The 13,174-nt window shown below is 35.3% G+C and carries 15 protein-coding genes; 10 read left to right on the top strand and 5 right to left on the bottom strand.

Annotated features, from left to right (window positions below):
• Window positions 1-10: 10 nt before the first annotated feature.
• The 6 genes from AA650_RS00620 (at window position 11) to AA650_RS27440 (ending at window position 3,601) form a co-directional block, all read left to right on the top strand.
• Complete coding sequence (locus AA650_RS00620) at window positions 11-1,672, top strand: GTPase (protein WP_053537555.1); 1,662 nt, start codon at window positions 11-13, stop codon at window positions 1,670-1,672.
• A 218-nt stretch (window positions 1,673-1,890) separates the two neighbouring features.
• Entirely contained in the window at window positions 1,891-2,163 is a 273-nt protein-coding gene (locus tag AA650_RS00615) for a hypothetical protein (protein WP_027403473.1), read from the top strand.
• Entirely contained in the window at window positions 2,160-2,615 is a 456-nt protein-coding gene (locus AA650_RS00610) for a type II toxin-antitoxin system VapC family toxin (RefSeq protein ID WP_335337406.1), read from the top strand. Before AA650_RS00615 ends, AA650_RS00610 begins: the two co-directional genes overlap by 4 nt.
• Window positions 2,616-2,892: 277 nt before the next feature.
• On the top strand, window positions 2,893-3,132 hold the full coding sequence (locus AA650_RS00605) for a type II toxin-antitoxin system HicA family toxin (RefSeq protein WP_053537553.1): 240 nt from the start codon (window positions 2,893-2,895) through the stop codon (window positions 3,130-3,132).
• The gene (locus AA650_RS00600; RefSeq protein ID WP_015081367.1) at window positions 3,129-3,359 is read left to right on the top strand and encodes a type II toxin-antitoxin system HicB family antitoxin; all 231 of its coding nucleotides are present in this window, start codon (window positions 3,129-3,131) and stop codon (window positions 3,357-3,359) included. The genes AA650_RS00605 and AA650_RS00600 overlap by 4 nt, the downstream gene beginning before the upstream one ends.
• A 95-nt stretch (window positions 3,360-3,454) precedes the next feature.
• Window positions 3,455-3,601: a DUF488 family protein gene (locus AA650_RS27440; RefSeq protein WP_193964113.1), complete on the top strand. Its 147-nt coding sequence runs from the start codon at window positions 3,455-3,457 to the stop codon at window positions 3,599-3,601.
• A gap of 132 nt (window positions 3,602-3,733) precedes the next feature.
• On the opposite strand, the gene AA650_RS00595 is transcribed toward AA650_RS27440, so the two are convergent.
• Window positions 3,734-4,600 (bottom strand): metal ABC transporter permease, encoded by an 867-nt coding sequence (locus AA650_RS00595; protein ID WP_027403472.1) that lies wholly within the window; start codon window positions 4,598-4,600, stop codon window positions 3,734-3,736.
• A gap of 116 nt (window positions 4,601-4,716) precedes the next feature.
• Entirely contained in the window at window positions 4,717-5,538 is an 822-nt protein-coding gene (locus AA650_RS00590) for a metal ABC transporter ATP-binding protein (protein WP_053537552.1), read from the bottom strand.
• Window positions 5,539-5,784: 246 nt separating this feature from the next.
• Here AA650_RS00590 and AA650_RS00585 point away from each other — a divergent pair, with 246 nt between their 5' ends.
• Window positions 5,785-6,702, top strand: coding sequence for a metal ABC transporter substrate-binding protein (locus tag AA650_RS00585; RefSeq protein ID WP_053537551.1), 918 nt, complete (start codon window positions 5,785-5,787; stop codon window positions 6,700-6,702).
• A gap of 52 nt (window positions 6,703-6,754) precedes the next feature.
• On the opposite strand, the gene acsF is transcribed toward AA650_RS00585, so the two are convergent.
• Window positions 6,755-7,831, bottom strand: coding sequence for a magnesium-protoporphyrin IX monomethyl ester (oxidative) cyclase (gene acsF, locus AA650_RS00580; protein WP_027403469.1), 1,077 nt, complete (start codon window positions 7,829-7,831; stop codon window positions 6,755-6,757).
• A 395-nt stretch (window positions 7,832-8,226) separates the two neighbouring features.
• Between acsF and AA650_RS00575 the strand changes: the two genes are divergently transcribed.
• The 3 genes from AA650_RS00575 to AA650_RS00565 all read left to right on the top strand — a co-directional run bounded on the left by AA650_RS00575 (window position 8,227) and on the right by AA650_RS00565 (window position 11,095).
• Window positions 8,227-8,901: a biliverdin-producing heme oxygenase gene (locus tag AA650_RS00575; RefSeq protein ID WP_053537550.1), complete on the top strand. Its 675-nt coding sequence runs from the start codon at window positions 8,227-8,229 to the stop codon at window positions 8,899-8,901.
• 247 nt (window positions 8,902-9,148) lie between these two features.
• A complete protein-coding gene (gene hemN / locus AA650_RS00570; protein ID WP_053537549.1) occupies window positions 9,149-10,531 on the top strand; it encodes an oxygen-independent coproporphyrinogen III oxidase in 1,383 nt (460 codons plus the stop codon).
• A 291-nt stretch (window positions 10,532-10,822) separates the two neighbouring features.
• Window positions 10,823-11,095 carry a GlsB/YeaQ/YmgE family stress response membrane protein gene (locus AA650_RS00565; protein WP_039202108.1) on the top strand — a complete coding sequence of 91 codons (273 nt, stop codon included), beginning with the start codon at window positions 10,823-10,825 and terminating at the stop codon, window positions 11,093-11,095.
• Window positions 11,096-11,577: 482 nt separating this feature from the next.
• On the opposite strand, the gene AA650_RS00560 is transcribed toward AA650_RS00565, so the two are convergent.
• Window positions 11,578-12,774 (bottom strand): site-2 protease family protein, encoded by a 1,197-nt coding sequence (locus AA650_RS00560; RefSeq protein ID WP_053537548.1) that lies wholly within the window; start codon window positions 12,772-12,774, stop codon window positions 11,578-11,580.
• Between the two features lie 127 nt (window positions 12,775-12,901).
• Window positions 12,902-13,150, bottom strand: a complete 249-nt coding sequence (gene psaK, locus AA650_RS00555) for a photosystem I reaction center subunit PsaK (protein ID WP_027403464.1) — start codon at window positions 13,148-13,150, stop codon at window positions 12,902-12,904.
• Window positions 13,151-13,174: the final 24 nt, after the last annotated feature.

The following is a 13,174-nucleotide window of genomic DNA, read 5'->3' as shown; positions in this document are numbered from 1 at the left end:
GAATAAAACAATGTCAAATTTTCAATTTAATGCTAAATCCCAGAAAGTTAACCAACTTTGCCAAGAAACAATAGATATTTTAGAAAATCGGACAGAAGAAGAAATTAAAAAATTAGTTGATGATTTTCAAGACTTCTGGGAAGAATATCAACAACAGAAAAAACTATCTATTGCTTTTATTGGACAGTACAACGCTGGTAAATCTACTTTAATTAAAGCCTTAACTAGAGATGAAAGCGTGAGAATTAGTGCAGAAATATGTACTGATAAAGTTACAGAATATGCTTGGCAAGATGTATTACTATTAGATACACCGGGAATTTATGCAGGTAATGAACAACATGATGGTATTACCTTAGAAAGAATTTCTAAATGTGATTTACTGGTGTTTGTCGTTCCCAATGAACTATTTAACCCCCAAGGTGCAGAATTTTTCCAAAAAGTAGCTAACCAAATGCAAAGAGTTGGCCAAATGGTGCTAGTAGTTAATAAAATGAGTCGTGAATCAGGAAGTCCCCAAGATTTATTATCAACAATTACACAAGTTATAGAACCCTTTGATCCTCAACAATTCTATACCTGTTTTATTGATGCTGATTCCTACCTCAAATCTCAAGATCCTAAATATATAAAATATCAGCAATCTTTACAAACTAAATCTAATTTTAATGATTTTCTTGATTCTCTGCAAAAGCTAATTCAAAAAAATGAACTTTCCGCTAAATTAGTTACTCCTTTGCATCGTGCTGTTGATACTCTGGAGAAATCACTAAATTGTTTAAGTACAAATGATGAAAAAACCCGTAATTTATTAGAGATATTACGACGCGCAAAAATCATCATACAAGCATCTCAAACGAGAGCGAGAAACGCTTATCGTTCTGAATTAGCTAAACTTAAACATGAAGTGATCATGCTAGGTGAAAAAATAGCTAGTATGATTGATGGACACCATACGAAGGAAGAAATTGAAGTAGAAATAGAAAAAGTCACACAAGAAATTACCACTTTGTCAGAGAAGATTATAGGAAAAATTCAAGCTGCTTTAGAAGAAGAATTAAAAACTCTTGAAGAGAAATTAAAAGACTTACAAAACTCTCAATTAGGTAAAACTATTGATAGGGAAATAGTTATTGATTTAGTAGATGGTAAGAGGATTAACGATCCTAATATTCCTGATGAATTTGGACAATCAATCTTAGAAAAAAAAGGTGGTGAAATCCTGGAAGAACTTGGAAAATTATCATCCAAAGTATCCAGAAAATTAGTTTATAAGACAGGAAAATTTCTGGGGTTTAAATTTAAACCATTTGGTGCTATAAAGGCAGCTAAATTTATCCGTAACTTGGGTTCAATTTTTACTATTGGTGGTGTAGTATTGGATGCAGCTATGACAGTTAAAGCAGAAAAAGATGAGGAAAAAAATCAGCAAACCCTACGTAATGCTAGAAACCAGAAGCGAGAAGAGTTTAGAAAGTTAGCCGAAGAAATGGTAAAAGACTATGAATTAAACATTGAAGAAGCTATAAGTTTCTATGATGAGGAATTAAATGATATTGAAAATAATCAGCAAGAATTGAGGAATTTTGACGAGTCTAAACAGGAGATATTAACTCAAATTGAAAATAAACGTCAGGGGATAAAGCAGGAGATTAAACAATTAGTCAAGTAGTATATCCCCGACTTCTCAAATAATTCATCTATAATAGGATTAATCAAAGAAGTTGGGTATCTTTAAACATCCTGTAAATCCTTAAATCTTGGATATCCTGATTCAGACAATTGTTTTTTGGAATATAGTTTTCAGTAACCCGAATTTATGCTATAATTCTATCATTATCAAAAATTATTAAAGTAAAAAATATTAATTGCAATTAGGATGTCAAAATTATGAACTCTCTTGAATTAAGACAAAAAATCGAACAGAATCTATTAACTATTTCACCAGAAAATTTGAAATTTATTGATGAATTTGTGGAATTTATTAAATATAAACAAGAAACAAGTTTATCAGAAAAAACTAACTATAAGCCAGCTTCAGGACGTTCAATTTTACGTCATGCTGGTACATGGGTAGGGGATGACTTGGAAGAATGTCTGAAGTTAGTCTCTGAAACTAGAGGTAAAGTGAAAATTAATAATCGTATTAATCCTTTTGAATGATGTATCTTTTAGACACTAATCATTGTAGTTTAATTTTTCTGAAAAATCAGCCGGTTCTGGATTATATACAGGAAGTTGGAGAAACGAATATAGCTACTACTATTATTACAGTAGGTGAGCTAACTTATATGGCAGAAAATTCTAGTTATAAGGAAGAAAATTTAACTCGTATTGAGAAATTTCTCGCAGATATTCGAGTTTATTATGTAGATGATGTAACTGCTAAAATTTATGGACAAATAAAAGCAGGATTAATTAACAAATTTGGACCAAAGCAAAAAACTAAACGGCAAACGACTAAAATCACTCAATTAGGTTTTGATGAAAATGATCTTTGGATAGCAGCAATAGCAATTCGTAATCAATTAACATTAGTTTCTGCTGATACTGATTTTATCAGAATCCAAACTGTAATTGGTTTTTCTTTAGAAAATTGGAGAGATAATCAATAATTGATTGTCTGATAGCGTGGCGTAGCCATATCAGGATTTTTTGATTTGATTTATCTTAGTCATTGATAATTTTGGTAGAATGTGAGGACTGATAGACGGTAGGTAAATTTGAGGGTTTATTGGTTGAATAATCGGACAAAATGATTTGGATTATAATCTATCATATTAATCTTATCATCATCCTGTAAATCCTTAAATCCTGGATATCCTGATTCAGACAATGATTATGTTGTACAGAAATAGCATAAAATATAAACGGGGAGTGTGGTAATGAGAAATGCCGAAGAAAATAAGAGAACTGAAGGCAATAGTAGCAAAAGTTGGGTATCTCCTTCAAGCAGGTAGAGGTAAAGGAAGTCATACTTATTGGAAACATCCTTTATTACCAGAAGAACCCTTAACCATACCGGGAAAAGATGGAGATGATGCTCCGCTATATTTAGACAAAAACATTCAACGGGTGCTGAAAAAACTTGAAGAACTAGAAAAACCAGAAAATAAGGAAGGTGAAGAATGATTTATCACTACAGCATGGTAATTCAATGGTCTCAAGAGGATCAACTTTTTTTAGTTCACTTACCTGAATTTCCCTGGCAACAGTTTCATACACATGGTAAAACTTACGAAGAAGCTGCTAGAAATGGTCAGGAAGTAATTGAGGCTTTTGTTGAGATGCTTACTCAAGAAAATCAAGTATTACCAGAACCCCGAATGCTTCCTACAAAACCGTTGCAAGTTGCCTAGTTCAGTGTAAAAAGTATATTTGCATTTTGACATTATAACCGTTAAAATGCCTGTAAATAATTGTAATTCAGTGTTATTCCCCATAATAACAAATTATGAAAACATTCACTATTGGTCATTCCAATCATACAATTGAAACATTTATCGAACTGTTACACCAACATCAAGTAACAGCCTTAGCTGACGTGCGTTCTAGTCCCTATAGTCGCCGATTTCCTCAGTTTAAGTTGGTATTGCAGTAACAATTTCTGTAGCGCGTTCCCAAAGTGAAACGGGTTAACCTTCTAATAAGCGGTTAGCCCGCTTTTTTTTCTGGGTAAATTTTCCATCAATGCCTAAAACTGGGATAACTGAGGGATATAAACTGAAACTCTCTATAGAATCTCCGCGTCTTTAGACCGGAGACTGTTAATAGGAATCAAAATCCCATGTCGAGGACTAAACAACAAAGCCAACGTAAATAAACCCGAAACCACTAACACAATCGCCGGACCAGAGGGTAAATTATAAAAGTAGCTGAGATACATTCCACTAATACTAGAAATTACCCCAATTACCGCCCCCAAAATCATTACCTCATGTAAACGGTTCACCAATAAATAAGCAGTTGCCCCTGGAGTAATTAAAAGTGATAATACTAAAATTACTCCCACAGCTTTCATACTGGCAACAATTGTTAAAGCAATTAACAACATTAAACCAAAATTTAAGCGATTAACTGGTAAACCCGCAGCTTGTGCGCCTAAAGGATCAAAAGTGTAAAATAACAGTTCTTTGTATAATAAGAAAACTACTATTAAAACAATAGCTGCAATAATAGCAGTGTCTCGGACTTCGTCTCTAGTTACGCCCAAAATATTACCAAAAAGAAAGTGATTCAAATCAATTTTATTATCCTTTTGAATGACTGTAATTAAAGTAACTCCAAGGGCAAAAAAGGCAGAAAAAACTATGCCCATAGCGGCATCTTCTTTAATGGGAGATCGGGTTTTAATTACGGCTATAGCCATTGTACTCAAAACACCGGCAATAAACGCCCCGACAAAGATATTAGCACCAATCATGAAGGCGATCGCTAGTCCTGGTAATACTGAATGACTAATAGCATCACCCAGCAATGCAAGGCGTTGTACCATTAAATAACTACCAACAATGGCACACAATAAGCCTACTAATATGGCGATGATTAAGGAACGCTGCATGAAGCCATATTGCAACGGTTCTATTAGTGCTTGAAACATATTGCTGATTGGGAAACAAATTAATTATCCTAAAATAGTCGGTTTTAACCGACTTTAGCTATAAGACAGGGAATTTATTCCCTGGCTGATTCTGGCTGATTCAAACACATAATAAATTAAGCCGCAAAGTACATAACTTTACCACTATAAGCACGATATAAGTTTTCTTCTGTCAAGACTTGTTGGCGTGAACCTGTGGCAATTACTTCGCAGTTTAGTAAGATTAAATCATCAAAATGGGTGATTGATTCGCCTAAATCATGATTAACTACTAAGACAATTTTATTGTTTTTTGCTAATTCTTCAAAGACTTCAAAAATGATAGCTTGGGTTTTTTGATCTATCCCGACAAAGGGTTCATCAAAACAGAAAATTTCCGCTTCTTGAGTTAACGCCCTGGCTAGAAATACCCGTTGTTGTTGTCCTCCAGAAAGTTCACCAATGGGACGATTTTTTAATTCTTCTATTCCCACTCGTTCTAATGCTTGTTTAGCGATTTGACGGCTAACTGTGGAGAAGCTCCGTAACCATCCTGTTTTTTTGACACGCCCCATCATCACTACATCCCACACAGTAGCGGGGTAATTCCAGTCAATTTGGCTACGTTGTGGTACATAAGCAACTTTTTCTAGTTGCTGCATTAAAGGCTTGCTCTTATATAAAACTTGACCACTACTCATGGGAACTAATCCCAAAATAGCTTTCATTAATGTACTTTTACCCGCGCCATTGGGTCCAAAAATTCCCGTTAGCTTTCCTGGTTTAATTATGCAGTTAACATCCCGAAGTGCTTCTTGTGCGCGGTAATGTACACCTACATGAGTGATGTTAATTGCTGTTGATGAATTCATGTCAATAGATTTGATAATTTGTGCAGGTATATCTACTTGATTTACAGGAGATAGGCTAAATTTTTGGTAAAAAGAGAAGTTTTGCATAACCCTATTTAAAATACTTATTTTTTGAGCTTACCATAAAAATGAGAGAAATATGAGAATATCTATAACTAGAAGTAATCAGTGAGATAAATGAAACTAATACTTAATCCAATGTATGACTTATTACTGAAACCTCTCTCCAAACCTCTACCCTGTGAGGAGAGAGGCTTTTATTCTTACTCCCCTTCCCTGCTAGGGAAGGGGTTGGGGGTTAGGTTCTCTTTACTTAATCCCCTTTGGCTAGGAATGTTCTTATCTTTGGCTTTAATGGGTTGTACTCCCAACTCCCAACCCCAGGGAAATACTAAGCCGCAGGTTGTAGCAACAAGTACCATTATTGCTGACTTGGCTGAAGAAATTGGTGGAGAAGAAGTACAGATTACGGGTATTCTTAAACCAGGTGCAGACCCTCACGTTTACGAACCTGTACCCGCAGATAGTCGGGTTTTGGAGAAAGCTAACTTGATTTTGTATAACGGTTACAATTTAGAACCGGGACTGATTAAGTTAATGAATGCAACTGGAGGGAAAGTAAAAAAAATCCCTGTGGGGGAAGTTGTTATATCTTTAAAGTTAGATAAAGGTAAAGGACAAATTGTTCCAGATCCTCACGTTTGGGGCAGTGCAGAAAATGTTATATCTATGGTGAAAGCCATTCGAGATAGTTTAATTGAATTGTCACCGGAGGACAAAGAAAAATTTACTCAAAATGCCCAAAAGCTAACTGATGAATTACAGCAATTACATATTTGGATTCTTCAAGAAATTCAAACAATTCCCGCAGATAAAAGGAAACTCATCACTACCCATGATGCTTTTCAATATTATGGAAGTGCTTATAAAATAGCGATCGCTGGAACTTTAATTGGCATTAGTACGGAAGAACAACCCAGCGCCCAAACCGTGAAAAAGTTAGTAGAGTCAATTAAAAAAATCGGTGTTCCTGCCATATTTGCTGAAACAACAATTAATCCAGCTTTAATTAAAACAGTAGCCGAAGAAGCCGGAGTAAAATTAGCACCAACTTCACTTTATTCTGATTCTATTGGGGCAAAAGGTAGTAATGGCGATACTTATATAAAGATGATGGCAGCAAATACCCGCGCTATTGTTGAAGCATTAGGGGGAAAATATACGCCATTGCAATTAAAAAGTGAAAAATAAGGATTAGATCCCCGACTTCTCGAAGAAGTCGGGGATCTGATTGATTGATTAATTAACAAACTTGTTCACGAGTTGCTTCTGTGTTGATGGGTTTAATCAGAAAAATCTTGAACATATACCAAAAAATCATTAAAGTTAAGGGAATTTTTTGGATAAATTTCACAATTCCCCAATCATTAATTTGATTGAGATCAATTATTTTCTGATTATACAATGCACATTGTTCCAAATACCAGAAAAAGTATGGGTGATTGGTATTTAAAATAATTGGAAATGCCTTAGCTGCGGTTTTGTTGGTTTCCTCAATTACTTGAGTATTATATTTACGAGGGTGCATACCTAAGATTTCATAGAAATTCCCTCTTTCAAATACTGTCATGGTGTGGGTAGCGAATACAGTTAATAGGAAGAATCGCACCCATAGCCGAGATTTCCAATTATTCCATAACTGGGGTTGAGAACGTAACAAAGCCTTGAAAAAATCACCGTGTCTATTCTCATCTTGACACCAACTTTCAAACTTTCTAAATAGAGGATAAAACTGGTACTCTGGATTTTTTTCCATATGGCGAAATACTAAAATGTAACGCCAATAACCGATTTTTTCCGATAGGTAAACTGTGTAAATAACCCACTCGATTGGGAAAAATGTATAGGTACGATTTTTAGTGAGATAACTCAAGTCAAGGGAAAGGTTAAAATCTGCCATTGACTTATTCAAAAAGCCAGCATGACGGGCTTCATCTCGCGCTAAATAAGCAAATGCTTCTGATAGTAAAGGGTTACTATCCTTGAGACGACGAGATAATTCTTTAAATAGTAAAAACCCAGAGAATTCCGAAGTACAAGAACGTTCTAAAAAGTCAATAAAAGCAAGTCGTTTTTCACCAACAATGTGATCCCAACCTTGCTTAAATTCATCATCTCGCACAAAGTGATGACGGTTATAATCAGCCTTGAGTTCGTCAATTACAGCCCTTAATTCTGTTTCATACCCAGAAATATCCATTTTTGCCACTGTATCAAAGTCAGTGGTATAAAATCTGGGTGTTAATAATGTTTCTTGAACTGGTGTTTTTACACCCGATTTCGATAAATCAAGTGGCGGTTTATCCAACGATTTAACCATAAGTAGTCCCTTTACCATTATCTGCCTTAAAATTATATAAGCATAAATATTTGTTATTAGTCATCAGTTAAACTATTGAAACTAATTCTTACAAAAATACTGAATTATTCTTAACTTTCGTATAGTTTAAATACCTATTTACGGGACAAATGTATTTATGAAACCATAAATAAATATGAATACTCTTATAGTTATACAAAGAATAATAGTTAAATAATTTCAGGAGCAGTAAAAATAGCCGAAATCCACATCGGTAGTAATTTGTGCTAGAGAAATTATTCTCAAAACCCTATTCCCACAGAATAGCAATTTTCCTGTGATGATAACGACGGTGAACTGATAAACAAGTCGTTGAAATTTGCAAACCCTGACAAGTAAACAAGAAGGAACTAAGAATGAGTAATGATTTGGCAATGAAACTGCGTATAGGAACTCAACAAGCGCATACAGATTCAGAAAATCTCGGCTTCATGAAATGTTTTGTGCAAGGAGTTGTAGATAGAGATTGTTTCATTCAATTGTTGAGAAATTTCTATTTTGTTTATAGTGAACTAGAAGCAGCAATTGAGAAACATAAACAGCATCCTGTGATTAGTTTGATTTATTTTCCCGAACTAAATCGCCAATCTTGCCTAGAGCAAGATATGTTATTTTATTATGGGAGTCAATGGCACAAACGCATCACCCCTTCACCTGCCGCCCAAGCTTATACTGCGCGTATCCAACAAATTTCCACTCATGAACCCGCACTATTGTTAGCTCATTCCTATACTCGTTATTTGGGTGATCTTTCTGGTGGGCAAATGCTCCAAAAAATTGCTCAGTCAGCCTTAAAACTTTCTGGACATGAAGGAACTTCCTTTTACAATTTTCAGCAAATTCCAGACAAGCAGACTTTCAAAGGAAAGTATCGTCAAGCATTAGATAAAGTTAATATTGATGATACAACCGCTGACAAAATTGTAGCAGAAGCTAACCATGCTTTTAAGTTAAATATGCAGATACTTCAAGAATTGGAAAGTATCTTAATCGAAGCTCTTGGTAGAGCCACTTACAATGATTTAGTTTAAGTCCCTGCATAATTTACAAAAATATAATTCATCACCCAATTAACTTTAGCAACGATGAATTATATAAAAATCCATCCTCTTCCTCTGTGTTCTCTGTGCCTCTGTGGTTCGTCAAAAAATAATGCTAACTACAAACAAATAGAATAAATATATTCTATTTGCTAAATCCTAAATTACAACATTAAATTGGGAAAATTGATTACTTCCCAACTACACAGAAATATACTCACATTTATTGGAGACTGTAATGGTTTTTCTATTACCTGGCGTTAAGTTTGATTTTGATCTAATTCAAAAGTATGATACTCGCGCTCCTAGATACACGAGTTATCCCCCAGCAACAGAATTAAGTGAAAATTTCACCGCAAGAGAGTTTCAATCTGCAATTACCGCTTCCAATCAACGAAAAACGCCCCTATCTTTGTATTTCCATATTCCTTTTTGCCAAAGTGCTTGCTATTTCTGTGGTTGCAATACGGTAATTACCAATAACAAGAATATGGCTATTCCATATCTAGAACATTTGGAACAGGAAATCAAAAATACTTCAGCTTTAATTGATAAAGATAGAAAGGTACTTCAGATTCATTGGGGTGGAGGTACACCAAATTATTTAGAACTTAATCAAGTAGAATTCCTGTGGAAAAGTATTACCCATAATTTTCAAATTGCTTCAGATGCAGAAGTATCTATTGAAATTAACCCCCGCTATGTGACTAGAGATTACATCTTGTTTCTGAGGGATATTGGCTTTAATCGCATTAGTTTTGGTATTCAAGATTTTAACCCGGAAGTACAAAAAGCAGTGAATCGCATTCAACCAGAATCATTGCTGTTTGATGTAATGAGTTGGATTAAGGAGGCTAAATTTGATAGTGTGAATGTAGACTTAATTTATGGTTTACCCTATCAAACTCTTGATACTTTTCGGGAAACATTACACAAAACAATGAATTTAGATGCTGATAGAATTGTCGTGTTTAATTTTGCTTATGTGCCTTGGATTAAACCTGTGCAAAAAATGATTCCTCAAGACGCATTACCGGGAGCAGAAGAAAAGTTAGATATTCTCAAAATGACAATTGAGGAATTAACTAATAACGAGTACCTGTTTATTGGCATGGATCATTTTGCTAAAAATAATAACGAATTAGCGATCGCTCAACGTCATGGTACACTAAAACGTAATTTCCAAGGTTATACTACCCATGCAGAAACCGAATTATTTGGGTTTGGGGCTACATCTATTAGTATGTTAGAAGATGCCTATGCTCAAAACCACAAGGAATTAAAGGATTATTACAAAGCAGTTGCGAGTGGTGTAATTCCTACTAGTAAAGGTATTAAACTCACTCAAGATGACATTATTAGACGGGATGTAATTATGTCCATAATGTCTCACTTTCAACTAAATAAGTTAGAAATTGAACAGAAGTATCATATCAATTTTGATAGATATTTCTCCTATGAACTCAAAGAATTAGCACCTCTACAAGCTGATGGATTAGTAAATGTCTTAGCTGATGAAATCCATATTACTGATATTGGCAGATTGCTAGTTAGAAATATTGCGGTTGTTTTCGATACTCATACAAGAACTAGAGAGACAAAATTCTCTCGTTCTATTTAATTAGAATTGCTATGCAATACTACTCGGTTAAGACTAAAAAACGTTATATGGTAGGTTGGGTTAACGCAAAGAAACTCAACATTATTAAGGATTTTGTTGGGTCTTGCTGTGGCTGAAACCAACCTACATTTTATTAACCGAGCAGTATTGAATTGGTATGTAGTGATAATTTATGAAGAGAACAAAACTACATACCTTTTGATTTATATAGTTTATGTCATTAGATAGAAATAAATAATATGAAGCCTTGATAAATTTGACATAACTTGAGTCAAATTTTTGAGGACATCCATGAATATTATTACTTGGATAATTTTAGGACTATTAGCTGGTGTAATTGCCAAATCAGTCTATCCTGGTTATCAAGGTGGGGGGATGATATCCACCATGATATTAGGTATTGTTGGTGCTTTTATCGGTGGAACTTTATTTACTCTCATTCGTACAGGGACCTTACAACTTACATCCGCATCTTTAAGTATTCCTGGAGTAGTAGTGGCAGTTATAGGGGCAATTATTGCGATTTATTTATGGGGGTTATGGCAAAGAAGCAGCAGAGTATAACTTAAGTAGTCGGACAAAATTAAATTCACTCGTTGAGAGAGGGAACAGGGAACAGGGAACAGAAAAATCAATTGTGTAATTAATTCTGTCCCATTACTTAACAATAGTTAGGATGATAAATTTTGTTTTTTTAGGTGAAAGTTTGCAGGAGCTAAAATTATGTTTTTTCACAAAAAAGAATCAATTCACCCTGTCAAAGTTGAGTGAACGTCTTTTTGGTAATATCCAACCAGATGAAACTGTCTGCTAAGGGACTTCCAAATAAAAAAATACTCAACCACCTAACGCAAAAATCTCTCAAACCCTTATTCCTCTGTGTCCTCTGCGCCTCTGTGGTTCGTTAATCAGGATAATTTATTTCTTGGAAGTCCCTAAATAAAAATTTTATTGTCAGAATCAGGATTTAAGGATTTACAGGATTTATTAATCATCAAGCATCCTTAATCCTGATTATCCTGATATGGCTACGGTATCAGACATTTTTATGGTTCTACAGACTTTGCTATTACCCCTAATTGTAAACCTGGGGGAAAGCTCCCTTCTTCCTTAATTCGTTTAATTTCCGCAGCAGTAATTGGCAAATTTAACTTTTGTGCTAATGCTTGGACAATATCCCCTCTATCAATGACACCAGCAACAGCATCCGCAGGAGAAAGAACAGTAATTTGAGATAGTTGTTCGGTTTCTAATTTCCTAATTACCTCAGCCAAAGAAGTGGATTCAATCACAGTGGGAATTGTCGTCAAAGGATGAACAATAGTTTGTAAAGTTTGAGTTTCCCATTCACTTCTTTGCGTTGTCCGCAAATCATTAATATTAACTAAACCCCGATAACGACCATCATCAGCCGCAAAATAAACTTGCGGTGCAGTAGTTTCTAAAAGATATAAATCAGCAAATTCTCGCAATGTTTGATTGGCATCAACTACCCGAAAATTACGAGTCATGCCATCGGCTGCTACTAACTTGAGTAAGGTTTCTTGTAATGTGGTGACACGGTCATAACTGTTAGCATTACGCACTGCAAACCAGCCGATCAAAACCATCCATAAACCCGTGATAAATTCTCTGGTAAAGAAGTCAATAGCAAAACCCAAAGCGATCGCACCATAACCTAAAATTTGTCCAGCTTTTGCTGCCCAGTGTACCGCTTGAAAGCGATCGCCTGTAACTTTCCACAAAGCCGCTTTTAATACCTGTCCCCCATCCAAAGGCAAACCAGGAATTAAATTAAATAAAGCCACCACCAAGTTAATCCTCGATAAATCTCCCGTCATTTCATTTAAGGGGTTACTATCAGGAATCAAACTTGAACCTAGACGCAGTAAGAAAAATAGAATCACACTTACCGCAGGACCAGCGATCGCCACCTGAAAAGCCTGACCAGGAGTTTTTGACTCCTCCTCAATTGCCGCCACCCCCCCAAACAAAAACAAAGTAATTGAATTCACCTTAATACCTTGGGATTGTGCCACCAAGCTATGTCCCAACTCATGTAGCAGCACCGAAGCAAATAACAGCAGTGCCATCATCAAACCAGCACTCCAACCCGCAATAGCCCCCCATTGCTGATAAGCTAACCCAAAATTCAGAGTTGTTAGCCCCAAAATCACAAACCATAAGGGGTCTAAAAATAAAGGAATGCCAAATAAAGAACCTATTTGCCAATTTGTTTGCATTATTAGATATTTCCAGAAATTCTTTTATAGAGAGAAATGTATGTATAACTCTAGGATAGACAATTTTAAATAGCATAGATCCCCGACTTCTCCAAGAAGTCGGGGATCTGGAATTTGTTAATCCAACTTACAAACGACCAATATTAGTCAGTCCTAACACAATACCAATACCAATTACATGACCAAAAGCCATTGCTCCAATGAATCCTGGTACACTTACAGGCAATACAGGCATCGCAGGTCCAACTTTAGCAGATTTCAGTGCAAAAGTAAATAATAATACAACTGCGCTGCTGGCACTGATAATGATACCGACTGTAGGACTCCACACTGGTGTAACAGGAACGGATGCTGCGGCTAATAAAATTGATGACATGAAATTGTTTTCTCCTAAATGAAA

Origin of the sequence: Anabaena sp. WA102 (assembly GCF_001277295.1) — a bacterium.
GTDB classification, from domain to species: domain Bacteria; phylum Cyanobacteriota; class Cyanobacteriia; order Cyanobacteriales; family Nostocaceae; genus Dolichospermum; species Dolichospermum heterosporum.
This window is presented reverse-complemented; position numbering and strand designations above follow the sequence as displayed.

Bases quoted from the DNA above. Each gene is read 5' to 3' on its own strand.
- AA650_RS00605 (WP_053537553.1), top strand. From the start codon at position 2,893: ATGCCGAAGAAAATAAGAGAACTGAAGGCAATAGTAGCAAAAGTTGGG.
- AA650_RS00585 (WP_053537551.1), top strand. From the start codon at position 5,785: ATGTTCTTATCTTTGGCTTTAATGGGTTGTACTCCCAACTCCCAACCC.
- AA650_RS00575 (WP_053537550.1), top strand. From the start codon at position 8,227: ATGAGTAATGATTTGGCAATGAAACTGCGTATAGGAACTCAACAAGCG.
- acsF (WP_027403469.1), bottom strand. From the start codon at position 7,831: ATGGTTAAATCGTTGGATAAACCGCCACTTGATTTATCGAAATCGGGT.
- AA650_RS00620 (WP_053537555.1), top strand. From the start codon at position 11: ATGTCAAATTTTCAATTTAATGCTAAATCCCAGAAAGTTAACCAACTT.
- AA650_RS00595 (WP_027403472.1), bottom strand. From the start codon at position 4,600: ATGTTTCAAGCACTAATAGAACCGTTGCAATATGGCTTCATGCAGCGT.
- AA650_RS00600 (WP_015081367.1), top strand. From the start codon at position 3,129: ATGATTTATCACTACAGCATGGTAATTCAATGGTCTCAAGAGGATCAA.
- AA650_RS00590 (WP_053537552.1), bottom strand. From the start codon at position 5,538: ATGCAAAACTTCTCTTTTTACCAAAAATTTAGCCTATCTCCTGTAAAT.
- AA650_RS27440 (WP_193964113.1), top strand. From the start codon at position 3,455: ATGAAAACATTCACTATTGGTCATTCCAATCATACAATTGAAACATTT.
- AA650_RS00610 (WP_335337406.1), top strand. From the start codon at position 2,160: ATGATGTATCTTTTAGACACTAATCATTGTAGTTTAATTTTTCTGAAA.
- AA650_RS00615 (WP_027403473.1), top strand. From the start codon at position 1,891: ATGAACTCTCTTGAATTAAGACAAAAAATCGAACAGAATCTATTAACT.
- hemN (WP_053537549.1), top strand. From the start codon at position 9,149: ATGGTTTTTCTATTACCTGGCGTTAAGTTTGATTTTGATCTAATTCAA.
- AA650_RS00565 (WP_039202108.1), top strand. From the start codon at position 10,823: ATGAATATTATTACTTGGATAATTTTAGGACTATTAGCTGGTGTAATT.
- psaK (WP_027403464.1), bottom strand. From the start codon at position 13,150: ATGTCATCAATTTTATTAGCCGCAGCATCCGTTCCTGTTACACCAGTG.
- AA650_RS00560 (WP_053537548.1), bottom strand. From the start codon at position 12,774: ATGCAAACAAATTGGCAAATAGGTTCTTTATTTGGCATTCCTTTATTT.